The sequence below is a fragment of the Nocardia sp. NPDC050630 genome, assembly GCF_044457245.1.
Classification (GTDB): domain Bacteria; phylum Actinomycetota; class Actinomycetes; order Mycobacteriales; family Mycobacteriaceae; genus Nocardia.
Window position 1 is genome coordinate 1 of record NZ_JBITGN010000015.1, and the last position, 24,314, is coordinate 24,314.

Consider the following 24,314-nt stretch of genomic DNA (forward strand, 5'->3'; position numbering starts at 1 on the left):
GTCGAGACTCGCGCCTGCGGCGCATGCGCTTCGACGGCTCGGACGCGAGACGGGCCGCGAACGGTCGCTCGTAAGACTCGCTCCGTGGTGGTTGGTGATGGCGGGACGTTCAGCACCTGACGCACGCGTCCCCGAAGATCAAGTCCCGCGCCTGCGGGCGTATGCGCTACGACGGCTCCACCACGAGACCAGCCACGAACACCTCGCTCACAAAACACAACTCCGTGGCGGTCAGTGATGTCAGGATGCTCGACCCGATCTCATCGTTTGCTGCAGGCCGCTCGGCGATCGGATAGCCGGTACGAATCCGCGGCTCCCAACTCATTTATCGACGCACTGCTGCCCAATTGCTCATGGGTTTCGAACTTGTCGGTGCCATGCGGCACTATCTGCGCTATGACCGCGCCGATGCTCGTCGCACTGATGCTGGTGTTCGCCGCCGGGGTAGGGCTCGGCTGGCTCGGGCATGCCGCGCGCGCCGGGCAGCGGGCGACGGCCGCGGAGGCGAGACTGGCAGCCGCCACCGATAACGAGCGGCTACTGCGGCAATCGCTCACCGCGGCGAATGAGGATGCGGCGCGCCGACATTCGCATGCCATCGGCGCGATGGTCGATCCGCTGCGGGAGGCCGTCGGTGCGCTGAACCAGCACATCCAGCAGGTCGAACATCATCGCATCAATGCCTATTCGAGCCTGCGCGAACAGGTCGCGGGAATGCAGCGCACATCACATCAGCTCACCAGCCAGACCAGTCAGCTGGTGGCCGCGCTGCGCGCACCGCAGGTGCGTGGGCGCTGGGGTGAGATCCAGCTGGAGCGGGTGGTGGAGCTGGCGGGTATGACCCGGCACTGCGATTTCGACACCCAGGTGAGCCGGGCCGCGCGCAGCGACGGCACGACCGAACGCACCGGCATGGTGCGCCCGGACCTCGTGGTCGATCTCGCGGGCGGCAGGCAGATCGTGGTGGACGCGAAGGTGCCGTTCACCGCCTATCTCGATGCCACCATGGCCGATGACCCGGACGAGCGCGCCGAACTGCTCGGCCGCCACGCCAAACATCTGCGTGCCCATATCGATCAGCTGGCCGATAAGGGCTATTGGCTGGCCTTCGATCCGGCGCCGGAGTTCGTGGTGCTGTTCGTCCCCGGCGATCCGTTCCTCGATGCCGCGCTGACCACCGATTCCGGCCTGCTCGAGTACGCATTCGGCCGCAACGTGATCCTCGCTACTCCGACAACTTTGATCGCGTTGCTGCGCACGGTCGCCTTCGGCTGGCGGCAGGAGGCACTGTCCCGCGATATGGCAACTGTTCAGCAATTGGGTCGCGAGCTCTACAACCGGCTCGGCATGACCGGACGACATCTGGACCGCCTCGGCGCGCAACTCGGTAAGGCCGTAGACGCTTTCAACTACACGGTCGCCTCGGTGGAGTCGCGGGTGATGGTCACCGCGCGCAAACTGCACGATCTTGAAATAGCCGAACAGGAAGTGCCCGCAATCCATCGGGTCGATTCATTGCCGCGAGCGGTCGGCTTCGCCGACGCCGGCGATTAGCCCTGCGACGGCCGTGCCGTAACACCGCCGAGCGCGGCGGCGGTTAGTGTCATGGTGTGGCTGCTTCCCAACGTGTGCGAACCCGGGTGCCCGCGCCGCATCGTTCGATCCTGCCCTCGGTGCCGGGTATTCCGGCCGGGGCGGCGGTTCTGATCGCGGTGGCGTGCACGTTTTTGGGGTTCCTGATCGATGCCCACGGCGAGAATGACGAGCTGACCGGGACGTTCAACACGTTGTACGTCCTGGGCTGTGTCGCGGCTGTGCTCGCCGTTCGCTTTCGCGGACTCTTCACGACGATGGTGCTACCACCGCTGTTGCTATTCGTCACGGTGCCGCTGGCTTATCAGCAGCTGCTCGGTCATGCCTCGACCGGCCTCAAGGACATTCTGCTGAATCTGGCGATCCCGCTGGTGAATCGCTTCCCGATCATGGCGCTGGCGACCGTGCTGGTGCTGGCTATCGCCGCCGGGCGGATCCTGCTACACAGGCGCGAAGAAGCCGCGGGACGTGCCGACGAATCCCGTCGCGGCACCAGCTGGGGGCGCAGCAATGCAACCAAACGCCCCAGGTCCGAGCGCACCGGCGCCGGTGCGCTCGCCGATGCCGCGCGCCGCCGCACCCGCCGCGCCCAGGTCGATACCTCCGACCTCGATACCGATCTGCATCTACCGCGCCCGAGTCGGCGCGGAAGTTCGGAAGTGGCAGACACCCCGCCGCGCGTCGGCAGCGCCGCAAAGAGCGCCCGGGGCGACGAACGCCGCGAGCGCCGATCGAGCACCCGCGCCGCCCGCCCAGCCACGGCAGCGGCCCGAGGCGAGGCCGAACCCACCCGAGCCGCACGACCGGCAGCGGCAGCCCCTCGGGCCGAGGCCGATGCGAACCGGGCGGCAGCAGGCAGGCGGCGCGGCGACGCCCCACCGCCACATCCGCAGCCCAATGTCCGCTACCGCGAACGTGATTCCAGCCGCACCGAGCGCCGTCGTCCGGAAAATCTCTAGCCGGACGCCATCCTCAGCGCAGCTCAGCGACGCGACGTCCGCAACTCCCTCGGCAGTGCGAACACCAACGTCTCGTTGGCCGTGGTCACCGGCTGCACTTCACCGAAACCGTGCTCTGCCAACATATCCAGCACACCGCGCACCAGAATCTCGGGCACGGACGCACCGGAGGTGATACCGACCGTGCGCACACCTGTCAGCCATGCCGGGTCGACCTCGCGGGCATAGTCCACCAGGTACGCGGCCTTCGCGCCCGCGTTGAGCGCGACCTCGACCAGGCGCACCGAGTTCGACGAGTTGCGCGAGCCGACCACGATCACCAGATCGCATTCCGGCGCCATCGCCTTGACCGCGACCTGACGGTTCTGGGTGGCGTAGCAGATATCGTCGCTCGGTGGATCCTGAAGTCCAGGGAAACGCTGCCGCAGCCGCTGCACCGTCTCCATGGTCTCGTCGACGCTGAGCGTGGTCTGGGAGAGCCAAATCACCTTGGACTCGTCGCGCACGGTGACCTGATCGACCGCATCCGGACCGTCGACGAGCTGCACGTGCTCGGGGGCCTCCCCCGCGGTGCCCTCGACCTCCTCGTGCCCTTCGTGACCGATCAGCAGAATGTCGTAGTCGTCGCGGGCGAAGCGCTTGGCTTCCTGATGCACCTTGGTCACCAGCGGGCAGGTCGCGTCGATCGTGCGCAGGTTACGGGCGGCCGCCGACTCGTGCACCGCGGGTGAGACACCGTGTGCGGAGAACACGACCAGTGCCCCCTCGGGCACCTGGTCGGTCTCATCGACGAAGACCACACCCTGCTCACGCAGTGTCTCCACCACGTGGCGGTTGTGCACGATCTCCTTGCGCACGTAGATCGGCGCGCCGTGCTTCTCGAGCGCCTTCTCCACCGTCTCGACCGCACGGTCCACACCCGCGCAGTAGCCGCGCGGTTCGGCTAGCAGCACGCGCTTACCACCGTCGGCATCGGCGGATCCGGAACCGGCCGAGCTGGCGATTCCGACGTTCAAAGGGATGGCCGAAGACATGCCCCTCAGCTTACGTGCGGCCCGAGGGATAGTAGGTGGCCGGTCAGGTTGTTCTCGACACACTCGCACCGTGCGAAAAAATGGACGGATGATGCAGAACCCCCGGCGCGCGCGGTCAGGCCGGGGCAGACAGCACGCAGTGCGCCGCGCGCGAATTAGATTCCGTGTCTGTGACACCAGTGCTTTGCATAGCATCCCGTATCGGGCAGGCTAGGAGCATGTTTCGACCACCGTTCCTGGCCCGGGTCGCCGCCGGCGCCGCCGTATACGCCATCGAAGAAACCCGACGGCTACCAACTGCCGCAATGAATTTCCCGATCACTGCGATCAGCCAGGTGCTGCAGACCACCATGCACGTCCAGCAGTTCGTGACCAGCCTCGCGCTCAAGGGCGACGGCGTATTCGACCGTCTCACGAACACCCCGGTCGAGCAGCCCGACTGGGCCACTTTCGACGAGGACACCGAGCCGGAGTTCACCACTCCCGCCCACACCAGCCGTTTCGACCTGTACGCCGAGGATGAACCGACCGACTTCGCCGCCGACGCCGCTCGCGCCGGTGAGACCAACGGTCACGCCGCACCGGCGCAGCCCATCGCCGTGCCGGAAACCGAGGTTTCCGAAGCGCCCGAACAACAGCCCGAGCCCGAGATCGTCGAGCCCGAGGTGGCCATCCGCTACGACTACGCCAATATGACCCTGGCCCAGCTGCGCGCCCGCCTGCGCATGCTGACCGTCGAGGATCTGAACGCGCTGCTCGAATACGAACAGCAGACGCGTGCCAGAGCGCCGTTCGTGACCATGCTGACGAACCGGATCGCCACCGTGCGGGCCCAGTGACGGAACCCGCCGCGTCTTCGTCGACGGTTGGCCGGGAATCCGCCGGCCAACCCGACCGAGCGGCTCCGGCCAACTCCGCCGAACACCCGTGGCCGGTGCGTTCGGTCGCCATCAAAGTCGCGCAGTGGATCGATCGGCTGGGCAGCATCTGGGTGGAGGGGCAGATCACCCAGCTCAATCTGCGTCCCGGCACCAGCACCGCATTCCTGGTGTTGCGCGATACCGCCGCCGATATGTCGCTGTCGATGACCTGTCATCCGGATCTCATCCGCCGCTCCGCCGTACCGCTGCAAGAGGGCAGCCGGGTTGTGGTCTACGGCAAGCTGGCGTTCTTCACCGGCCGCGGCACGATTTCCTTGCGCGCGATGGAGATTCGCCCGGTCGGCATCGGCGAACTGCTGGCCCGCATCGAACGGTTGAAGGCATTGCTCGCCGCGGAGGGACTCTTCGATCCCCGGCTGAAGCGGTCGATCCCGTTCCTGCCCAAGACAATCGGCCTGATCACCGGCCGCGCCAGCGCCGCCGAACGCGATGTGCTGACCGTTGCCCGAAACCGTTGGCCCGCAGTGCGTTTCGAAATCCGCAATACCGCGGTGCAGGGTCCGACCGCGGTGGCGCAGATGGTGCAGGCGCTGACCGGACTCGATCGCGATCCGGCCGTCGAGGTCATCGTGCTGGCCCGCGGCGGTGGCAGCGTCGAAGATCTGCTGCCCTTCTCGGATGAGACGCTGTGCCGCGCGATCGTCGCCGCGACCACACCGGTCGTCAGCGCGATCGGACACGAACCCGATAATCCGCTGTGCGATCTGGTCGCCGACCTGCGCGCCGCCACACCCACCGATGCCGCGAAGCGCATCGTGCCCGATGCGGCCGCCGAACTGGCCGGGGTCCACGATATGCGCGCCCGCGCCGCCGCCGCACTACGCGGCTGGGTCGACCGGGAGACCAGGGCATTGGCCCAGCTGCGTTCGCGACCGGTGCTGGCCGATCCATTGCGCGAACTCGACCGCCGCTACGACGAAATCGAACGCCTGCGCACCGCCGCCCGCCGCACCGCCGAACATCTGATCAGTACCGAAACCACCGCAACCCGCCACCTGCGCGAAAAACTCACCGCGGTGGGCCCGGCCGCGACGCTGGCCCGTGGCTACGCTGTCGTGCAGCGCGTCAGCGGTAAGGAGCGGCATGTGGTCCGCTCGATCGAGGACGCGCCCGCGGGCAGTCAGCTGCGGATCCGGGTCGCCGACGGCGCCATTTCCGCCGCCGCGCTGGGCACCCAGGCGTTGGGTACCCAACCCTCGGGCAAGACCGACACAGGGAGGAACTGACCTTGGCCGACCCCGGCAAGGACGACGAGTTGGCCGAGATCTCCACCTTCGGCTACGAACGCGCCCGCGACGAACTGGTCAACGTCGTCAAAATGCTCGAACAGGGCGGCCTCGACCTAGACGAATCCCTCACGCTGTGGGAGCGCGGCGAAGCCCTGGCCGCCCGCTGCGAGCAACATTTGGCAGGTGCGCGTCAGCGGGTCGAGAACGCGCTCTCGCGCACCGACCTCGAAAGCGATGAATGACCATCCGCCGCGCGACCCCCGATATCCGCACCAAGGACATGGCGGCCAGCCGCGAGTTCTACCGGCGGCTCGGCTTCGAAGAGGCCATGGACCTCGGCTGGGTGGTGACGATGGCATCGCCGACCAACCCGACCGCCCAGGTCCTGCTGGTCGGCCCGGAAGCCGAGCAGCAGCAACCGGATATGAGCGTCGAGGTCGAGAATGTAGACGCCGTGCACGCCGAGTTGGTCGCCTCGGGCGCGGACATCATCTATCCGTTGCGTGACGAGCAGTGGGGCGTGCGCCGATTCTTCGTCCGCGACCCCAGCGGCACGATCGTCAACGTGGTCAGCCACCGCTGACGCGCGATTCGAATCGGCGAATCCGTTGCGCAGCGCGCCCCTGTGTCCGATGATGCGCACCCCGGCTGGTCCCGCCCACCGATTCACCCCCGGCGCTGGCTTCGGCCCTGCGAAATTGTGCACGGCGCCAGAGTCCGGAGCCTGCCCGGGGCCGGACGAGGCCCTTGCCCTGCGAATTGGGTGAGCGGCTAGCGCTGTAGCGGCTGAGCTGCATCTATAGCCGCAGCCAACGTGGTGAAGGCGGCGTGGTTGCCCGCGCCGGTGATCAGCACACGGGACTTGCCGAAGTCGGCGATCCATGCGGTCTCCGAACCCTGCTCGGCGTAGACGACCCACTTCTGGTCGCCGACCTGCTCGGTGCCGGTGCCGTAGCGGGAACCGAGTACGAAGCGCGACAGCGCCTCTTCGGTCGCGCTGCTCTGGCTCATCCGCATATAGGTGCCCTGCGGTGTGATGTAACCGACAGTGCTGACCGGTCCGCCGCCGGAGCTTGTGATGGTGTCGCGGCTACCGGAGTTCGGCGTCCAGTGTTCGGGCAGGCTCGGATTGCGGATCGGGAAGGGCATCGTCTTCGCGTCGTTGGCGAGTGCGGCCGTCACATCGAAGTGCGGAATCTGGCCCTCGGTCGGCCCCTTCGCAGCGAAACTGCACTGGCTGGCGAGCCCGGCGAAGACCACGGCGATCAGCACCAACGGGATCAGTGACCAGAACAGATCCCGGTAGTCGTTCAGAATGCGGGGCTTTTGGTACGACACGCTCCCAGTATCCACGCCCAGTTCGGCACGCTCGTCCACAGGTGGTCCGAGATCTGGAACGGTAGTACCTGATCGGGAACGGTCACGCTTCTGAGAGAATCAGCGGTAGCAACGACCGTAGGAGGCACACCGTAATGACGGCATCTTCGCCCGCACCCAGCCGCCGCGAGGCACCGGACCGCAACCTCGCGCTCGAACTGGTCCGGGTCACCGAGGCCGGTGCGATGGCCGCGGGCCGCTGGGTCGGCCGTGGTGATAAGGAAGGTGGCGACGGTGCGGCCGTCGACGCCATGCGGCAGCTGGTCAGCTCCGTTTCCATGCGCGGCATCGTGGTCATCGGTGAGGGCGAGAAGGATGAAGCGCCCATGCTCTACAACGGTGAGCTGGTCGGCGACGGTACCGGTCCCGAGGTCGACTTCGCGGTCGACCCGATCGACGGCACCACCCTGATGTCGAAGGGTTCGCCGGGCGCCATCGCGGTGCTCGCGGTCGCCGAGCGCGGCGCGATGTTCGACCCGTCGGCGGTGTTCTACATGCACAAGATCGCGGTCGGCCCCGATGCGGCGGGCGTGATCGATATCTCCGCCCCGATCGGCGAGAACATCAGCCGGGTGGCCAAGGCTAAGAGTCTGTCGAAGTCCGATCTCACCGTCTGCATCCTGGACCGGCCGCGCCACGCCGAACTGATCCAGCAGGTCCGCGACGCGGGCGCCCGCATCCGCCTGATCTCCGATGGTGACGTCGCTGGTGCGATCGCCTGCGCCCGCCCCGACTCCGGCACCGATATCCTGGTCGGCATCGGCGGCACGCCCGAGGGCATCATCGCCGCCGCCGCCATGCGCTGTATGGGCGGCGAACTCCAGGGCATGCTCGCCCCGAAGGACGACGAGGAACGCCAGAAGGCCATCGACGCGGGCCACGACCTCGGCCGCATCCTCACCACCAACGACCTGGTCGCGGGCGACAATGTCTTCTTCTGCGCCACCGGCGTCACCGATGGCGACCTGCTGCGCGGCGTCCGCTACTTCCCCGGCGGCGCCTCTACCGAGTCCATTGTCATGCGCTCCAAGTCCGGCACCGTCCGCATGATCGATGCCTACCACCGGCTCACCAAGCTGCGCGAATACTCCTCGGTCGATTTCGTCGGCGACGAGGATGCGGTGCCGCCGCTGCCCTGATCTTCTCGTCGGCATCGAGCCCGGTCCGTTTCGGATCGGGCTCGACGCATTTTCCGCGCTGTGCGCGATCAGTGATGACACCGGTAAGCTCCGGAATCCCCTACAGACCAAGGAGTTCCGATGGCGATCCTCGGGAAACTGTTGAAGAATCGGCGCGCCGGAGACCATGGTCTCGCCTGGCATCTGCCGAACCTCGCGGCGGAGGCGACCTTCGAGGTCAACAGCCCGGATTTCACCCATGAGTCGCCACTACCCGAGGTGCACGCGTCCAAGCGGATCGGCGGCCGAGACGTATCCCCCGCGCTGGCGTGGACCGCACCCGACGGTGCGGCCCAACTGCTGCTGGTCGTCGAAGATCCGGACGCACCAACAGGATTGCCATTCGTGCATTGCGTAGCCCTGTTGGAACCGACGCTCACTGAACTGCCCCGGGACGCGCTGCGCGCCGATGATCCCGCACCGGGCGTCAGCATCCTGCGCTCCGGCTTCGGCCACGGCTACCGTGGTCCGGCCCCGATCAAGGGCCACGGACCGCACCGCTACGCCTTCCAACTCTTCGCCCTGACCGAGCCGATCACCACAGTCGGTGGCAAGCCCGCGGCGAAGGCGAAACCACGCGAGGTCTTCTCCGCCGCACAGGCCGTCGCCCGTGGCCGGATCGATGGATTCTACGAACGGCCGTGAACGAGTGGTTTGTCTACGCGGCGGTCCCGAGGTCGCAGCGTCCAGGAGGCGATCGTCAACGTGGTCAATCCGAGCAACGCGATTACCTCGCCTCGCTCGTAACCAGTCGTCAAGTGGGAAGCGATGGCCCCGGTGTATACGAAGAACACCCCCGCGTACGCCCACCCCTTGCAGAGGCCCATGCGCGGCGCGAGCAGTGCCGCCGCGCCCAATATCTTCCGAATACCCAGTAGGAGAAGGAAATACGTGGGATAGCCAAGGTCCACGACAACGTCGCGAATGAACTGGATGCGCGCGATATCCCAGACGCCGCCGACTCAAAGTTCCGCCGCGACCACCCGATCACCCGAGCGACCCCCGGCAGCGCCCCACCCAAGTCGCCGATCCAATGAACACACTCACGACGCCCCCCGCCAACACCCACGAATCAAGATCAGGTGGCACTGATGGCGGGGCTTCTCGGCCGATGCCGCCGCCAGTTCCACCTGATCTTGATCGCTGGCGTGTGGGTGGGGTGGGTGTGGGTGGCGGGTGTGAGTTAGGGGTGGTTGAATTCGCCGGCGTTTAGGCCAGCGGTGAATGCGGACCACTCGGCGGGGGTGAAGGCCAGGGCGGGGCCGGTCGGATTCTTCGAGTCACGCACCCCGACCAAGCCTCCATCAAGGAACGCGACCTCCACACACTGACCATTGGACTCGCTGTAGCTGCTCTTGAACCAGCGTGCCCCGGACAGGTCAACGGTCACCGTACTTCTCCTTCGCTACCTGTCGGAGCAGGTCTCGCGTGTTCTTCTCATCGAGCGCTACCCGTCGGATAGTGTCAGCCATTTCAGTGTATCGCTGCACCAGCTCAGGCTTCTCGAGGTACAGGTCGCTACTCATACCACCGTCGAGGTAGACCACGGGCGGCTCGATCGGCTGGCCCTTACTATCGGTGCCGAAGTCGAGGATCACGAACGAGCTGTGCAGAATGCCACGCGTGAATCCCGCTGCGTAGGGATGTATTCGGAGGCTGACGTTATCGAGCTTGCTGACCTCGGCAAGCTGCCGCAGTTGCGCCGCCATCACCCGTGGACCTCCGACGATCCGGTGCAAGGCGGATTCGTCGAGCAGTATTTCCAGCGCAAGCGGGGTGGCTTTCCGGGTGACAACCACCTGGCGGCGCAGGCGCACCTCTACCCGATGCTCGACCTCATCGCGGGTCCCGTCGTGGAGGAACGCACCGATCAATGCACGGGCGTAGTCGGCAGTTTGAAGAAGACCGGGCACCTGCACTTGATACGACGTCAGCCTGCGCGCCGACCGCTCCATACCGACGTACATGTTGAATGCGTCGGAGAACAATCCGCCGAGCGAGGTGACCCCGTCCTCATCCTTGGCCGCGGCAGCACGCGAGGCGAGGTCTACGGCTTGCTTCGTCTCGTCGCCATCCACCTCGTACAGCGAACACAGCTCGCGCACATCCTGTCGCCGTGGGTTGACGGTGCGCCCAGTTTCCAACCGTTGTAAACCGTTGTAGCTCAGTTGAACCGCTCTAGCGGCGTCCTGAATCGCCAAGCCTTGCCCCTCGCGCTTCTCGCGTAGAAAACGACCCAGCTGTCGACGCAGCAGTGTCGGTGATTCGTCCCCAGGCATCCGGTCCGCCCCTCAAAAGTGAACGTACTTGCGCTCGATTTTCGAACATCGTTGTACCGCAAGTCCGCACCGCATCCATGGGCTTTCAACTGATTGATCCGAACATTCGGTTCTGCCCGGTGTGGGCGCGCATCCGGTGGTGTGCTGTATACGCGCCCGGTGAGAACTCTCTTCCCTCGTCAGGAGTTGTTTCGGGGCACCGGGCGCACCTACAACCGTCGATGATCCGGGAGGTCGGCAGATGCCGAGCCGAGAGCTGCCACAGCGTGACCCGTTCGTCGGGCCGCCAACCACCTACAGCGGTGCACCGGCCGATGTGGTCGAACTGTTCGCCGATGCCGTCCGCGAATGGGCGCAGATCACGCCCACCGAGTCGTCCCGGTGCCGGGGTGTCGAGTCCCCCGGCATCGGGCGCGCCAACGGAGAGGTCGCGTGATGCGCCGAGACGCGTTGCGCACCACGCGAACCCGAGACGGCCGCAAGGTCGCGGTCTGGCAGCTGGTCCACAGTTCCGCTCGCATCCTGCGCGTGCAGTTCCCGCACGAATCGTTCACCGCACATCGGATGCCCTCGCGCACGCTGCTTCCGGACGCGCAGCCGGGAACGATCGTATTCGACGCCTACTCCGACCTCGCCGACGCACGCGAGCTGCTTCCCACTCACGACGACCTCTGGGACGCATTGCGCGATGACTACTGGGCCGCTCTGTTGTGCGGAATCGACTGCCCAAACCAATCGGGGCACAGCACAAATGACTGAGACCCCGCCCCAACGCAAGGACATCGACCCTACCGTGCGCGCACTGCTCACCGCGTTCCATCAAGATACCCAGCACAAACTCGAACTCGCACCGGTGGATACCCGCCCGCTGTGTCAGCGCGCGGACGGTTCCGAGTGTGAGGTGGGCGAAGACGGCTGGCCCACCGAGTACGACAACCCGGGTACCGGTGAGTGACCACTTTGCGTTCTACCGACGCCGCGCCCGCACGGTCCGTATATGGCCTCACATACCTTTCGCCCAGCTCGCACACCGACGCACCGCACGAAACGCCGTGCCCCGAACACGAAGGAATGCGGGAAACCCGGCAGGTGTGCGGGTCTGCGGTATTCCGGCGACGGGTGTGCGAATCGCCTCAGGCGTGGCAGCCCCATGGCGTGCGTCCGCGGCATAGGGTCGGAATTATGACGACCGAGGAGATGCAGTACCGGATCGAGCACGACACCATGGGGGAAGTTCGGGTTCCCGTGGACGCGTTGTGGCGGGCACAGACGCAGCGGGCCGTGGAGAACTTTCCGATCAGCGGGCGCGGGTTGGAGCGGGGGCAGATCCGGGCGCTGGGCCTGCTCAAGGCCGCGTGTGCCAAGGTGAACAAGGATCTGGGGCTGCTCGATCCAGCGAAGGCGGATGCCATTATCGCTGCGGCCAATGAGATCGCCGAGGGTCTGCACGACGACCAGTTCCCGATCGATGTCTTCCAGACCGGCTCGGGCACCAGTTCGAATATGAACGCCAACGAGGTGATCGCCTCGATCGCGAAGGCCAACGGCGTGACCGTGCATCCGAACGACGATGTCAACATGTCGCAGTCGTCGAACGACACCTTCCCGACCGCGACCCATCTCGCCGCCACCGAGGCCGCGATCAAGGATCTGATCCCGGCGCTGGACCATCTGCGACTGGCGCTGCTGGACAAATCGACCGAATGGCGCACCGTGGTCAAATCCGGCCGGACCCACCTCATGGACGCGGTGCCGGTCACCCTCGGTCAGGAGTTCGGCGGCTACACCCGTCAGGTCGCGGCGAGTATGGAACGCATGATGGCGGCGCTGCCCAGGCTCGGTGAGCTGCCCATCGGCGGCACCGCGGTCGGCACCGGTCTCAACGCGCCCGCGGGCTTCGGCGCGAAAGTCGTTGCCGAACTGGTGGTGTCGACCGATATCGACGCACTGTCGGAGGCACAGGATCACTTCGAGGCGCAGGCCGCCCGTGACGGTCTGGTCGAGGCGTCCGGCGCACTGCGCACCATCGCGGTCAGCCTCACCAAGATCGCCAATGACATTCGCTGGATGGGTTCGGGCCCGCTGACCGGCCTGGGCGAACTCCAGCTGCCGGATCTACAGCCCGGCAGTTCGATCATGCCCGGCAAGGTGAATCCGGTACTGCCCGAGGCGGTTACGCAGGTCGCCGCGCAGGTGATCGGCAATGACGCGGCCGTCGCGTTCTCCGGTGCGAGCGGCGCGTTCGAGTTGAACGTCTACATCCCGGTGATGGCGCGCAATCTGCTCGAATCGATTCGACTGCTGGCCAATGTGTCCCGACTGTTCGCCGACAAGTGCATTCGCGGACTGATCGCCAACGAGGATCATCTGCGCACCCTCGCGGAATCGTCACCGTCGATCGTGACGCCGCTGAATTCCGCCATCGGCTACGAAGAGGCGGCCGCGGTCGCGAAAGAGGCGCTGAAGGAAAAGAAGACTATCCGTCAGACCGTGATCGATCGCGGCCTGCTCGACGAGAAGCTCACCCTGGAAGAACTCGATCGCCGCTTGGATGTGCTGTCGATGGCCAGGGTCGAGGACGGAAAGTAGATCGGAATCAGAAAACGCGGTCGAGCGTCACGTTGGACACTTCACGCCGATTCGACGTGACGCTCGAGCGCATACGCGCAGGTACCCGAGCTGGTCGTCACGGAATGATGCCGAGAGCCGCGAGAAATGTGACGACGGTGAGAAAAGAAACCGGCCGACGCACGAAACTGTGCGCCGACCGACTCGCTTTCTGGACGTAACCGCGACAATCAGGCCAGCGATCCGGTCCGCAGATGCGCGAGTTCCGCGCGCGCCTTCTCGCCGTCTTCACCGATATCGGTGCGGGTGAAGAACTGCCACCGCTCCAGCAGCGGGCCGAAAACCAATTCACCCTCCTTGGCACGGTCGTAGATGCCCGCCTCGGCGAGCACATCGTCGCTGCTGCGCCCATCGGACAGCGTCACCGACGGCACCTGGAAACGCGTCACGCTGTCGGCGATGGCGCGCATGGTCTGATCCGGTGCGACGCCGAACGCCGCGCTGACCAAGTTGGCGAAGAAGATCGACTGCAGCTCGTCGTCGGCCGCGATGCGCTCGGCGATGGCGGTGACCATCTTGTTCGCCCCGAGCGCGGCGGTGTTGCGATGCCGGATGGCGGCGGCCGCCTCTTCGAAGGCACAGGTGGCGAGCACATCGAGCAGGTGCAGCGCGGGACGCCGGAAGCCCTTGGTCATATGGTCCATGCGCAACCGCTCCAACTGCACCGGGTCGACCGACCGGGTGACCATGAGGTAGTTGCGGATCATGATCTCGTGCCGGTTCTCCTCGGCCGTCCACCGGCCGACCCAGCGCCACCACGACCCGGTGCGCAGGTACTTGCCGATCTCGCGGTGGTAGGAGGGCAGGTTGTCCGCGATGAGCACGCTGACCGTCAGCGCCAGCTTGGCGGTCTCGCTCAACTCGGATTGATCCGGCTCCCAATCGATTCCGCCGAGGAAGCCGAAATTGCGGCCGTCGTCCCACGGCACATAGTCGTGCGGCTGCCAGCCGTCGGCGGCGGCGATGTGGCGGCGCAGATTCAGCTCCACCTCGTCGGCGAGGGACGCGAGCAGTTCGCGATCGGTCAACAGAGTTTGCACTAGCACAACCTAGCGGCTGGGCCCCGCGATGCGGGGATCTACGAATAGGGAATCGGTACCGGCGTCCGAGCGTACAAGCACCAGCTCTTTCGAGCGAACCGCGAGCACTGACCAATAATGGCACGCCGATAACGGCACGTCAGCGCCCGGACGCCGGTGCGAATCAGGACTTCGGCGTGACGGTCGTATTGCCGTCCACCCAGGTAATGGTGCCGCCGACGAAATCGCTCTGCTTACCGCCGGGGATGTCCTTCTCGTCGCTGGTCGGGTAGCCGAGATCGCCGTCGGGGCCGCCGTTGTCCTCCCACGCCTTGCGGATTTCGCCCCATACGATGTGCGCGCCGTTGTCATTGCTCCAGACGATCGCGCCGCCGGTGAAGTCCTGCCACTTGCCGTCGTTGGGGGCATCGTCCTCCGTCTTCAGCGGCGCGCCGAGCGGACCGGTCGGACCGCCGGACCGCACGTACTTGTCGAAGATGATGCCCGAGACGGTGATATCGCCGCCCTGGGTGGCGATCTTGGTCTCCTCCGCCGCGTCGGATATGTGCTCCTCGCCGTGCGCGGCCGCCGAGGTGGTCGTCATGGATGCGGCCGAGTTGTTGTCCTTGTTGTCGTCTTTGCTGCAGCCGGTGGCCAGCAGCAGTGCCGTGGCCGCGGTGACCGCGGTGAATCCAGCCGTTCGTCGAGCGAAGTGGTGCATTTCCATCCTCTCGAAAGTGGCTCTATCGATGACACCGCGGAGGCGGTGACGTCGCGCGTAGCCTAGGCCGAAGTCCGGCAACGGCCCGGCGAATCCTTCCGAGACTCGCCGGGCCGCCGCTGAACAGGTATCACGCGGATATTACCCGTCCGATTGTGATGGGAAACACACCCTGGATAGTTGCTGCCGTTCGCTATGCGCTCGGGCCGTACTCCTCCAACATCTCGGTCACCAGCGCCGCGATCGGCGACCGTTCGCTACGGGTCAGCGTGATGTGCGCGAAAAGCGGGTGGCCCTTGAGCTTTTCGATCACCGCGGCGACACCGTCGTGCCGACCGACCCGCAGATTGTCGCGCTGGGCCACATCGTGGGTGAGCACCACGCGCGATCCGGTGCCTAGTCGGCTGAGCACCGTCAGCAGGACATTGCGCTCGAGCGACTGCGCCTCGTCCACGATCACGAACGAATCGTGTAGCGAGCGTCCGCGAATGTGGGTGAGCGGCAAGACTTCCAACATGTCGCGGCTGAGCACCTCCTCCATCACCTCGCGACTGGCCAATCCGTCGAGGGTGTCGAAGACGGCCTGCGCCCACGGGCCCATCTTCTCGCTCTCCGATCCCGGTAGATAGCCGAGATCCTGCCCACCGACCGCGTACAGCGGACGAAACACCACCACCTTGCGTTGTGTGCGCCGCTCGAGCACCGCCTCCAACCCAGCCGTCAAGGCCAGCGCCGACTTGCCGGTACCGGCCCGCCCGCCGAGCGAGATGATCCCGACGCTCTCGTCCAATAGCAGATCCAGCGCGATGCGCTGTTCGGCCGAGCGGCCGTGCAGTCCGAACGCCTCGCGTTCACGGACCAACTGCACCCGCTTGTCCGGCGTGACCCGGCCAAGGGCGCTGGAGCTCGCGCCGAGCAACCGGATTCCGGTGTGGCACGGCAATTCCCGCGCCTCGTCCAGGTCGATCACGGCCTCGGTGTAGAGCTGATCGATCTGCGTTTTGGAGACATCCACCTCCACCATTCCGGACCAGCCGGAGGTCACCACGTCCTGGGCGTGGTATTCGTCGGCGTGCAAACCCACCGCACTCGCCTTGACGCGCAAGGGAATGTCCTTGGACACCAGCACCACCTGACGGCCCTCGGCCGCTAGATTGAGCGCACAGGCCAGAATGCGGGAGTCATTGGTGTCGGTGCGGAATCCGACCGGGAGTACCGCGGGGTCGGTGTGGTTGAGTTCCACCTGCAGCGTTCCGCCCTCGGTGCCGATCGGCACCTGCTGATCCAGCCTGCCGTGCTGCAGACGCAGATCGTCGAGGTTGCGCAGGGCTTCCCGCGCGAACCAGCCCAGTTCGTGATGGTGGCGCTTACCTTCGAGTTCGCTGATCACGACCAGCGGTAATACGACATCGTTTTCGCCGAACCTGGTGAAGGCCCAGGGATCCGACAGTAGAACCGAGGTGTCGATGACGAAGGATTTAACACCGGAATTCTGGGAATGCGAGGGGCGGGCCCCCTTCGCGGCGGCTTCGCCTTTCGCGGAGCTGGAGTGCGCCGAGGGAGCGGGAACGGAGCGTGCAGCAGTCACGGTGGGCTCCTTTATGTTCGCGCGGCACCCGCACGAACGATCTCGCTGGACCGGTCCGTCCTGATGGGATCCGACTTGCGTCAGATGCCACGAGGGCCGGGTGCCGGCCCCCTCGTACTGAGTAACTCAGTCACGGTTCAGGACCTCCCGTACGAGCCACAACGACGCGGCCCGCACCAACGACGCTACCGCCGACTGCCCGGTCTCCGCTCGGGCACTGGTAGGCGTGTCCGTGAATTTGTCGTTAACCCCTGCTTCGTGTGCGAGATAGAGTCGCAGGTATGGCCGGTAACGAGGAGTTGGAGAAGCTGTCGTCCAAGGAGCTGCACGACCGTGCGGTCCGGCTCGCGGCGCGGCGCGGCGACATCAAATATCTATGGCGGCTACTGAAGTCGATTCCGGCCGCCGAGGCAGCCGCGGGCGATCTCGGTGAGAGCGAGGCCGACATCAAATACGTGCTGCCGATGATCGACGACTACATCCATGCGGGCGACGGCAAGATCGCCGAGGTCCTGCGCCCCTACTACCTCGACTACCTCGCCAAACACACCTGACTCCCCGCACCCGGCCCTCGGCGAAAGCGCCGACGGTGATCGAATGGCGGCTGTCGCGGCGCTGAGCCACCATGCGACTACCAAACCTCGAGTGTGATGGATCAGCCGCGGGGCAACGCAGCGCGGATGAGTCCGACGGCAGTGCCGCGCAGGACGTTCTCCCAGGAGAAGTGGTCGTGCCACAGGATGATTCGGCCGTCGCGCAGTTCGAAGGTGCCGCAGACCCAGAACGCGATCCGAAGCGGGCCCACGCGTAGGATGTCCGTGCGATCGGTCAGCACACAGTCGCCGTCGGCGGCGATGTGATGCATTTCAGCGGCGAAGCCGATGGTGTCGCGGTTCAGTCCGCGCAGGATCTTGCGTGTGAGGCCGCCACCGACCGTCGGCAGTGAGGTGTTCTTCCAGACGACATCGGGGTGCAGGAGGTCCAGCGCCTCGTCCACAGCACCGATCTCGAGTGCGGCGAAGAACTCCCGCACCGTGGTGATCGCGTCCTGTTTCAGTTCCAGTTCGTCGGTCATGCACTGAGCGTAGGCGGTGGCCTCGCATTCATTCGCCCATGCCGCTAGGGTCGGCCACGGTCCGCGATGAGGACACCCAGACCATCGAGAATTCGGTCGATGCCGAAGCTCAACGCATCGCCCGGGCCGCCGGTCGCGGGTGAGGCGCCGGTGGCGGCGGCCTCCTCGGCGAAGGCGGCCGCGACCAACGGATAACGGTCACCGGCGGCGACCAATATCTCGGCGAACTGGCCCGCGATCTGCTGCGCCGTCTCCTGTCGATCCGCAGTCGTCGCCTGCTGCACGAGGCTGCGGATGTGTCCATTGAGCAGCACGATGGTGTCCAGCCGCTCCGGCCCGGTCAACCCGGTGCCGTCGAGCGCGGTCAGCGCGGCGTTCACCCAGCCCATTTCATTGGGGCCGATCGCGCGCACACCGATGGTCAGACTGATCGACCAGGGGTGCGCACTGTAACGCTCGAAGATCGTCTCGGCCCAGCGGCGCAGTCCGGCCCGCCACCACTGCTCATTCGAACTCTGGTGCGCCGCGACGACATCCGGCGGATCGCCCATCGCGACATCCACCATCAGCGCGGTGAGCTGTTCCTTGCCGGGCACATACCGGTACAGCGACATCTTGGTGAAGCCGAGGCGTTCGGCCAGCCGCTGCATGGACAGATTCGCCAGTCCTTCGGCATCGGCGAGCGCGATGGCCTCCGCGACGATCCCCTCCAGTGACAGCGCGGGCTTGGGTCCACGCTTGGGCCGCTGCTGGGTGCCCCAGAGCAGTTCGACGGTGGTGGGTGCAGGCATTTCCACATCCTTACGCATCGCGTGTTGACAAGTAACTGTGTCCACCATACTCTAATTCGTGTCCGGCGGATACAGATTCCACTGGACACAGATAAAGCCTCAGGAGACATCATGCGCAGCAAGACCGTCCTCATCTCCGGCGCGAGCATCGCCGGCCCCGCCCTCGCCTACTGGCTGACCCGCTACGGATTCGCCGTTACGGTGGTCGAGCGCGCGCCGCACCTGCGACCCGGCGGCCAGGCCGTCGACTTCAAGGGCGAAACGCACCGGAATCTGCTGCAACGGATGGGCATCCTCGAAGAGGTCTACGCACACCGGACCGGCACCACCGACACCGTGTTCGTCGACGACAACGGCGAGCAGCTGGCCTTCATGTCCGGCGATTTCACCGGCGGCGATGTGGAGATCCTGCGCGGTGATCTGGCGCGGATCATGTACGAAAAGACCTATCAGAGCTGCGAGTACGTCTTCGGTGATTCGATCAGCACGCTGACCGAGACCGATTCGGGAGTATGGGTCGAATTCGAGAAGGGCGCGCCGCGCAGTTTCGATCTGGTGCTCGGTGCCGATGGAATCCATTCGCGGGTACGGCGATTGGCATTCGGTCCGGAGAAGGACTTCGTCGAGCACAAGGGCCACTACTACTGCGTCGCGGGTGCGAGCCCTTGGGCCACCAGGACCGAAGGAAAGCCCGAGCGCGCGACCGCCTTCGGCTACAACGCTCCGGGCCGGTTGGTCATCACCGGCGGGCCGAAGGCGCAGCAGCTGTACATGTTCGTCGCACCTGAACTGGACTACGCCCGTGACGATGTCGCGGCACAGCGGCGGATCGTGCGGGAAACCTTCGCCGGAATGGGCTGGCAGGTACCGCGGATGCTTTCGGAAATGGCGGAATTCGACGATTTCTACCTCGACGCCATCGCCATGGTGCGGCCGATGAAGAGCTACGCCAACGGGCGGATCGCACTGGTCGGCGATGCCGGATACGGAAATACGCTGGCGGGCTTCGGCACCGGCGCGGCAGTTGTCGGCGCGTATGTGCTCGCGGGTGAGCTCGCCATGGCCGACGGCGACCACACGGTCGCGTATGCCCGCTACAACGAGATCATGCGCAAATACACCAAACTCGCGGACGCCGCCGACGCCGGTCGGTTCCTCTGCCCGAAGACCGCGCGCGGCATCAGGTTCCGCAACTGGTTCCTCGGTTCGAAGGGAATGGCCATGATGGAAAAGATGTCCGAGAATGCCAAGACCGTCGACCTGAAGGACTATCCGGCGCTGGTCGGCGCCGCGGATGCGCACTGATCGGCCGACCGGATGGTCTGGCATGGCGAGATCGGCCGTGTTTCGATGGAACCGGGATGGGGCCGAGTGCGTCTATAGGGTCAGACGGCACTGACGGAAGGGGCTGGCTCGGCCATGACAGGACAGATGGACGGCCGCGCGATCACCAATCCCGAGAACGCGCAGAACTTCTCGCACGCGGAGATCAAACAGGCTGCTGACCAGATGAATCCGGCCGCACTCGACGGTGCGATCGATGCCTGGTCGGCCATCGCAGCCGCGGTGACCAAGGCCGGACAACAGTTCGAAGCCGCGATTCAGCAAGCGGTAGACCAACATTGGGAGGGCGCCGCGGCCGACCGGGCGGTGCGCGGCATTCGAGAGTATGCCGCGCGGGTCGGTGAGCTGGGCGAGTCGCTGGATCAGCAGTCGACACCGCTATCGGCGGCGGCGAGTGCGGCAGGACGGTTCAAGGTGGCCGTGCCGCCGGTGGTGGATAGCTCTGGGCCGGAGCTGCGGAATTCGCGGGAGGAGCAGGCTCGGGATGATATGAGTACGTTTTATATCCAGCCTTATGGGAGTACGGCGCTGTTGATTCCTACGTTGCCGGCGCCGGTTGATCCGATTTCTGGGGTGGCGTGGGCTTTGTGGGGTGGGAGTGGAGGTTCTGGGAGTACGGGTAAGGCGGAAGAGAGCGGTGGGGGTTCGGGTAAGGCAGGTGGGGGCGGGAATACAGGCGAAGCAGACGGAACCAGCGCAGCTGGGGATACGGGCACATCGAAGGACACCGGTGCGGCAGGGGATACAGGCACTAGGGAGGGCACCAGCGGGGCCGGGAATACGGGCAAGGCGGAAGAGAGCGGCGGGGGCGGGGATCCGGGTAAGGCAGATGGGACCAGTGGGGGCGGAGATTCCGGTAAGGCAGGCGGGACCAGTGGGGGCGGAGATTCCGGTAAGGCAGGCGGGACCAGTGGGGGCGGAGATTCCGGTAAGGCAGGCGGAACCAGTGGGGGCGGAGATTCCGGTAAGGCAGGCGGAACCAGTGGGGGCGGAGATTCCAGTAAGGCAGGCGGAACCAATGGGGGCGGAGATTCCAGTAAGGCAGGCGGAACCAATGGGGGCGGAGATTCCAGTAAGGCAGGCGGCAGCGGGGGCGGGGACACAGGCAAAGCAGACGGAACCAGCGCAGCCGGAGACACAGGCAAGGCTGGGGATATAGGCACGAGGGGCGGCACCAGCGGGACCGGGAATACAGGCACGTCGGAAGACACCAGCGGGACCGGGAATACCGATAAGGCAGAGCGCACTAGCAGAATCTGGGATCCGAAAAATAGCGTGGACACAGGCAAGGTGGATGCCTCAGGCAAGACTGGAGCTGTTACCGAGCAAACTATTTCGTTGACTCAGAACAATGGCTCGTCGACCATGCCCGGCTCCTCTACGCATACATCTACAACTTCGGCCGCCCCTTCGTCCGGCCCGCCGATTTCACCGACCACCGTCACGTCCGGCGGGATCGAGCCGGGGACCTCGATCTCGACGAGTGCTTCCCCGAGTCCTGCGGGTGCGCCTAGCCCCGACGGCGCACCCAACCTCGGCAGCGGACCCAATCTCGGCGGCATACCTAACTCCGGCGGCGCACCTAACCCCGGTGGCACACCTAACCCCGGCAGCGGACCCAATCTCGGCGGCATACCTAACTCCGGCGGCACACCTAACCCCGGTGGCACACCTAACCCCGGCAGCGGACCCAATCTCGGCGGCACACCCAACTCCGGCGGCACACCTAACCCCGGTAGCGGACCCAATCTCGGCGGCACACCCAACCCGGGCGACGCACCTAATCCCGGCGGCACAGCTAATCCTGGCCGCGCACCCAGTCTCGGCAGCACACCCAACCCCAGCGGCGGGCCCAATCTCGGCAGCACACCCAACCCCGGTAGCGGACCCAATCTCGGCAGCACACCTAACTCCGGTGGCGCACCCAATCTCGGTGGCGCACCCAACCCGGGCGAGGCACCTAACCCCGGCAACACACCCAACCCTGGCGGTGAGCCAAATCTCGGCGGTGCACGCTACCCCGGCAGCGCACCTAACCCCGGTGGCGCACCCAATCTCGGTGGCGCACCCAATCTCGGTGGCGCACCCAATCTCGGTGGCGCACCCAATCTCGGTGGCGCACCCAACCCGGGCGAGGCACCTAACCCCGGCAACACACCCAACCCCAGCGGCGGGCCCAATCTCGGCAGCACACCCAACCCCAACGGCGGGCCCAATCTCGGCAGCACACCCAACCCCAGCGGCGGGCCCAATCTCGGCAGCACACCTAACTCCGGTGGCGCACCCAATCTCGGTGGCGCACCCAACCCGGGCGAGGCACCTAACCCCGGCAACACACCCAACCCTGGCAGCGAGCCAAATCTCGGCGGTGCACGCTACCCCGGCAGCGCACCCAACCCCGTTGGCACACCCAATCTCGGTGGCGCACCCAACCCGGGCGAGGCACCTAACCCCGGCAACACACCCAACCCCGGCAGTACACCCAACCCCGGCGGCGCGCATAGCACCAGCGAGACTCCGAGTCCTGGCAAGTCGGTGCTGGGAACCACACCGGGAGCGACGGCGGCTCAGCCGAGCGCCAGTACGCCGAGTCGGGTGGGTGCGGTGGGTACCGACGGATACTCCGGGATGTTTCCGCCGGGCGCGCGGCCCAGACGGGGTGAGGACGGTGAGCACAAGTCGGCTAGGTACTTGCGCACCGAGGAGCACGGCGAGGAGTTGATCGGCGAAGTGGAGAAGACCGTGCCGCCCGTACTCGGAGCGCAATGATGACGCAGTGGACCTTGTCCGCCGAGCAATTCGCGGCGGCCTGGTTCGGCACCGGCCTGGATCGCATGCCTTTTCCGTTTCGCTTCACCAGCCGCTTTCCCCGACTCCACGAATATCGCGCCTACCAGCGCCAATTCTGTGCGGAGCTGGCCCGCGAGGACAATGCGTCGCTGCAGCGCGCCATCGGGGTGCTCGCCAAACCCGACTGGCGCATCGAACTGTTCGGCATCGATAACGCACGCGGTGCGATCGAACTGCGCGCCATCGGCTGCGCCACCCGCACCGGACCGGGCGTCATCGCATTGCAAGCGCCCGCACCGGATGGCGGCAAGGTTCGGCTGCGGCGCGTCCGGGTCGACCAACTCGCCACCGAACTGATTCGCCTGCTCCCCGATCCGCCACCCGGCACCGCGGCCGAAAAGAGCTATCTCCTCGACGATCTCAACGACGACCGCCCCGACCCATTCGGCAACTCCCCATCCCGCGCCGTCCAGGATCGCTACCGCCGCTTCTGGCGCCAACCATGTGATTCCAGCGGCACCGTCACCGTCCTGGTCGGCCCCCGCAATGCCGAACCCTTGCGCACCGGAAAACTCCGCTGGATCGACACCAAGGCCGGCCGCTACTGCGAAGTCCCTGCCAACCGCGCCCTCATGATCCGCCCCGCCACCAGCGCCGACATCACCCGCTACCTCGACGACTCGATCGTCCGAGCCAAAGCCCGCGTCGACCAATAGGCCCCACGATGCGCCGGTCCATCAAGGCACGGTTGGATGCGGGCGGCGAGGGACAGCAGGATCGACATCGGACGCAACTCCGGCCTTCTTCCAGACATAGGCAAGCAGTCCGGAAATCCAGCGGTCGAGGACTCGATCTTGGCTGCCCATGGGTGCGGCCGGTCGGCGCAGCAAGGTCGAGGCAGGACAACCGGCTACAGCCCGAGCATTTCACAGCACGGCCGGGGATTGGTACGTAGAGATCAACCGGGCGCGCGGACCAGGGCGCGGGGTATGCCAAGGCGACCCAGGGCGAGCGGCAGCCACCGCCCCGCGAGGAGGACAATTCAAGATCAGGTGGCACTGGTGGAGGGGCTACTCGCCCGATGCCGCCATGGATACCACTTGATCTTGGTTAGCTGGCCGGGGCTACTTTTGGGCAGCGGCTAGGTGGGCGGATACGAGGGTGACGAGGAGGGTGTCGAGGTCGAGCCAGGGGAAGCTGGGACGGTCTTGGCGCAAGGTGATCAGGCCGTGCATGGCGGCCCAGAGGCAGGTGGCGGTCGCGGTCGGGTCGATGCTGCCGCAGGTTTGGGCCGCGTCGGCCAGGAGTCGGAAGAGCGGCAGCCCGGGCATCTGGGCATCGGTCGGTTCCCAGCCCGGGGTACCCGCCGTGCCGAACAGCACGCGGTAGTGGCCCGGGTTCTGTAGGCCGTATTCGCAATAGGCGCGACATATTTCGGTGAGGCGGGTGGGGCCGTCCGACGATGACGCTACCGATAGCGCCGCGCGCAATTCGGCGAAGCGGACCTCGTATACCGCGGTCAGTAATTCCTGTCGGTCGGCGAAGTGCAGGTACACACTCTGCGGCGCGATTCCCGCCGCCCGCGCGACGGCACGCAGCGACAGCGATTCCTGGCCGTCCAATGTTTCCAGCAGGCGACTCGCCGCCGCCACGAGTTCCTCGCGCAGGCGGCCGCCTTCGCCACGGCGGTTGCGGTCCCGCGCGGTGGTTTTCTTCGCCGTCACCTTGACAGGCTAACAAGACAGGTGTCAACTGACAACCATCAGTA

The 24,314-nt window shown here is 65.9% G+C and carries 27 protein-coding genes and 1 pseudogene; 16 read left to right on the forward strand and 12 right to left on the reverse strand.

Annotated elements, in window-relative coordinates; all coding sequences use genetic code 11:
• Positions 1-396: 396 nt before the first annotated feature.
• Both ACIBG0_RS30050 and ACIBG0_RS30055 read left to right on the forward strand, forming a co-directional pair.
• Entirely contained in the window at positions 397-1,554 is a 1,158-nt protein-coding gene (locus ACIBG0_RS30050; protein WP_397036964.1) for a DNA recombination protein RmuC, read from the forward strand.
• A 56-nt stretch (positions 1,555-1,610) separates the two neighbouring features.
• Positions 1,611-2,552 (forward strand): DUF6542 domain-containing protein, encoded by a 942-nt coding sequence (locus tag ACIBG0_RS30055; RefSeq protein ID WP_397036966.1) that lies wholly within the window; start codon positions 1,611-1,613, stop codon positions 2,550-2,552.
• Positions 2,553-2,575: 23 nt separating this feature from the next.
• Here ACIBG0_RS30055 and ACIBG0_RS30060 read toward each other — a convergent pair whose 3' ends face one another.
• Positions 2,576-3,586, reverse strand: coding sequence for a 4-hydroxy-3-methylbut-2-enyl diphosphate reductase (locus ACIBG0_RS30060; protein ID WP_397036968.1), 1,011 nt, complete (start codon positions 3,584-3,586; stop codon positions 2,576-2,578).
• A 218-nt stretch (positions 3,587-3,804) separates the two neighbouring features.
• Between ACIBG0_RS30060 and ACIBG0_RS30065 the strand changes: the two genes are divergently transcribed.
• From ACIBG0_RS30065 to ACIBG0_RS30080, 4 genes are read left to right on the forward strand one after another with little or no spacing between them, the layout of a single operon-like run.
• Positions 3,805-4,425 carry a lipid droplet-associated protein gene (locus ACIBG0_RS30065; protein WP_397036970.1) on the forward strand — a complete coding sequence of 207 codons (621 nt, stop codon included), beginning with the start codon at positions 3,805-3,807 and terminating at the stop codon, positions 4,423-4,425.
• The gene (xseA, locus tag ACIBG0_RS30070; protein ID WP_397036971.1) at positions 4,422-5,753 is read left to right on the forward strand and encodes an exodeoxyribonuclease VII large subunit; all 1,332 of its coding nucleotides are present in this window, start codon (positions 4,422-4,424) and stop codon (positions 5,751-5,753) included. Before ACIBG0_RS30065 ends, xseA begins: the two co-directional genes overlap by 4 nt.
• 2 nt (positions 5,754-5,755) lie before the next feature.
• A complete protein-coding gene (locus ACIBG0_RS30075) occupies positions 5,756-5,998 on the forward strand; it encodes an exodeoxyribonuclease VII small subunit (RefSeq protein ID WP_397036973.1) in 243 nt (80 codons plus the stop codon).
• Positions 5,995-6,339 (forward strand): VOC family protein, encoded by a 345-nt coding sequence (locus ACIBG0_RS30080; RefSeq protein WP_397036975.1) that lies wholly within the window; start codon positions 5,995-5,997, stop codon positions 6,337-6,339. The genes ACIBG0_RS30075 and ACIBG0_RS30080 overlap by 4 nt, the downstream gene beginning before the upstream one ends.
• Positions 6,340-6,527: 188 nt before the next feature.
• On the opposite strand, the gene ACIBG0_RS30085 is transcribed toward ACIBG0_RS30080, so the two are convergent.
• Complete coding sequence (locus tag ACIBG0_RS30085) at positions 6,528-7,094, reverse strand: DUF4245 domain-containing protein (protein WP_397036977.1); 567 nt, start codon at positions 7,092-7,094, stop codon at positions 6,528-6,530.
• Between the two features lie 134 nt (positions 7,095-7,228).
• On the opposite strand from ACIBG0_RS30085, the gene glpX reads away from it, so the two are divergent.
• Positions 7,229-8,272: a class II fructose-bisphosphatase gene (glpX, locus tag ACIBG0_RS30090; protein WP_397036978.1), complete on the forward strand. Its 1,044-nt coding sequence runs from the start codon at positions 7,229-7,231 to the stop codon at positions 8,270-8,272.
• 120 nt (positions 8,273-8,392) lie between these two features.
• Positions 8,393-8,956 (forward strand): YbhB/YbcL family Raf kinase inhibitor-like protein, encoded by a 564-nt coding sequence (locus ACIBG0_RS30095; RefSeq protein ID WP_397036980.1) that lies wholly within the window; start codon positions 8,393-8,395, stop codon positions 8,954-8,956.
• On the opposite strand, the pseudogene ACIBG0_RS30100 reads toward ACIBG0_RS30095, so the two are convergent.
• From ACIBG0_RS30100 to ACIBG0_RS30110, 3 genes and pseudogenes are all read right to left on the reverse strand, one after another.
• Positions 8,941-9,258 (reverse strand): annotated as a pseudogene (locus ACIBG0_RS30100) (DoxX family protein); the annotation flags it as partial. The gene ACIBG0_RS30095 and the pseudogene ACIBG0_RS30100 overlap by 16 nt on opposite strands.
• 236 nt (positions 9,259-9,494) lie before the next feature.
• A complete protein-coding gene (locus ACIBG0_RS30105; RefSeq protein WP_397036982.1) occupies positions 9,495-9,701 on the reverse strand; it encodes a DUF397 domain-containing protein in 207 nt (68 codons plus the stop codon).
• Positions 9,691-10,590 carry a helix-turn-helix domain-containing protein gene (locus tag ACIBG0_RS30110; protein ID WP_397036983.1) on the reverse strand — a complete coding sequence of 300 codons (900 nt, stop codon included), beginning with the start codon at positions 10,588-10,590 and terminating at the stop codon, positions 9,691-9,693. Before ACIBG0_RS30110 ends, ACIBG0_RS30105 begins: the two co-directional genes overlap by 11 nt.
• A gap of 241 nt (positions 10,591-10,831) precedes the next feature.
• On the opposite strand from ACIBG0_RS30110, the gene ACIBG0_RS30115 reads away from it, so the two are divergent.
• The 4 genes from ACIBG0_RS30115 (at position 10,832) to ACIBG0_RS30130 (ending at position 13,179) form a co-directional block, all read left to right on the forward strand.
• Entirely contained in the window at positions 10,832-11,026 is a 195-nt protein-coding gene (locus tag ACIBG0_RS30115) for a hypothetical protein (protein ID WP_397036985.1), read from the forward strand.
• On the forward strand, positions 11,023-11,349 hold the full coding sequence (locus ACIBG0_RS30120) for a hypothetical protein (RefSeq protein WP_397036986.1): 327 nt from the start codon (positions 11,023-11,025) through the stop codon (positions 11,347-11,349). Before ACIBG0_RS30115 ends, ACIBG0_RS30120 begins: the two co-directional genes overlap by 4 nt.
• A complete protein-coding gene (locus tag ACIBG0_RS30125; protein ID WP_397036988.1) occupies positions 11,342-11,545 on the forward strand; it encodes a hypothetical protein in 204 nt (67 codons plus the stop codon). The genes ACIBG0_RS30120 and ACIBG0_RS30125 overlap by 8 nt, the downstream gene beginning before the upstream one ends.
• Positions 11,546-11,772: 227 nt before the next feature.
• Positions 11,773-13,179, forward strand: a complete 1,407-nt coding sequence (locus ACIBG0_RS30130; RefSeq protein ID WP_397036989.1) for a class II fumarate hydratase — start codon at positions 11,773-11,775, stop codon at positions 13,177-13,179.
• Positions 13,180-13,388: 209 nt separating this feature from the next.
• Here the strand turns inward: ACIBG0_RS30130 and ACIBG0_RS30135 are convergent, their stop codons facing one another.
• From ACIBG0_RS30135 to ACIBG0_RS30145, 3 genes are all read right to left on the reverse strand, one after another.
• Positions 13,389-14,258, reverse strand: a complete 870-nt coding sequence (locus tag ACIBG0_RS30135; protein ID WP_397036991.1) for an acyl-ACP desaturase — start codon at positions 14,256-14,258, stop codon at positions 13,389-13,391.
• A 163-nt stretch (positions 14,259-14,421) separates the two neighbouring features.
• Positions 14,422-14,958 (reverse strand): LGFP repeat-containing protein, encoded by a 537-nt coding sequence (locus ACIBG0_RS30140; protein ID WP_397036992.1) that lies wholly within the window; start codon positions 14,956-14,958, stop codon positions 14,422-14,424.
• A 193-nt stretch (positions 14,959-15,151) separates the two neighbouring features.
• Positions 15,152-16,546 carry a PhoH family protein gene (locus tag ACIBG0_RS30145; RefSeq protein ID WP_397036994.1) on the reverse strand — a complete coding sequence of 465 codons (1,395 nt, stop codon included), beginning with the start codon at positions 16,544-16,546 and terminating at the stop codon, positions 15,152-15,154.
• A gap of 281 nt (positions 16,547-16,827) precedes the next feature.
• Between ACIBG0_RS30145 and ACIBG0_RS30150 the strand changes: the two genes are divergently transcribed.
• Positions 16,828-17,100, forward strand: coding sequence for a hypothetical protein (locus tag ACIBG0_RS30150; protein WP_364383958.1), 273 nt, complete (start codon positions 16,828-16,830; stop codon positions 17,098-17,100).
• 101 nt (positions 17,101-17,201) lie between these two features.
• Here the strand turns inward: ACIBG0_RS30150 and ACIBG0_RS30155 are convergent, their stop codons facing one another.
• Both ACIBG0_RS30155 and ACIBG0_RS30160 read right to left on the reverse strand, forming a co-directional pair.
• Entirely contained in the window at positions 17,202-17,621 is a 420-nt protein-coding gene (locus ACIBG0_RS30155) for a limonene-1,2-epoxide hydrolase family protein (protein ID WP_397036996.1), read from the reverse strand.
• Positions 17,622-17,665: 44 nt separating this feature from the next.
• Complete coding sequence (locus ACIBG0_RS30160; RefSeq protein WP_397036998.1) at positions 17,666-18,412, reverse strand: TetR/AcrR family transcriptional regulator; 747 nt, start codon at positions 18,410-18,412, stop codon at positions 17,666-17,668.
• A gap of 111 nt (positions 18,413-18,523) precedes the next feature.
• Here ACIBG0_RS30160 and ACIBG0_RS30165 point away from each other — a divergent pair, with 111 nt between their 5' ends.
• Complete coding sequence (locus ACIBG0_RS30165; protein ID WP_397037000.1) at positions 18,524-19,717, forward strand: FAD-dependent monooxygenase; 1,194 nt, start codon at positions 18,524-18,526, stop codon at positions 19,715-19,717.
• Between the two features lie 1,382 nt (positions 19,718-21,099).
• Here ACIBG0_RS30165 and ACIBG0_RS30170 read toward each other — a convergent pair.
• Positions 21,100-21,318, reverse strand: coding sequence for a hypothetical protein (locus ACIBG0_RS30170; protein WP_397037001.1), 219 nt, complete (start codon positions 21,316-21,318; stop codon positions 21,100-21,102).
• A gap of 1,042 nt (positions 21,319-22,360) precedes the next feature.
• Here ACIBG0_RS30170 and ACIBG0_RS30175 point away from each other — a divergent pair.
• Together ACIBG0_RS30175 and ACIBG0_RS30180 are read left to right on the forward strand one after the other, a co-directional pair.
• Positions 22,361-22,525 carry a hypothetical protein gene (locus ACIBG0_RS30175; protein WP_397037003.1) on the forward strand — a complete coding sequence of 55 codons (165 nt, stop codon included), beginning with the start codon at positions 22,361-22,363 and terminating at the stop codon, positions 22,523-22,525.
• Entirely contained in the window at positions 22,525-23,262 is a 738-nt protein-coding gene (locus ACIBG0_RS30180) for an ESX secretion-associated protein EspG (protein ID WP_397037004.1), read from the forward strand. The genes ACIBG0_RS30175 and ACIBG0_RS30180 overlap by 1 nt, the downstream gene beginning before the upstream one ends.
• Positions 23,263-23,670: 408 nt before the next feature.
• On the opposite strand, the gene ACIBG0_RS30185 is transcribed toward ACIBG0_RS30180, so the two are convergent.
• Positions 23,671-24,270, reverse strand: coding sequence for a TetR/AcrR family transcriptional regulator (locus ACIBG0_RS30185; protein ID WP_397037006.1), 600 nt, complete (start codon positions 24,268-24,270; stop codon positions 23,671-23,673).
• Positions 24,271-24,314: the final 44 nt, after the last annotated feature.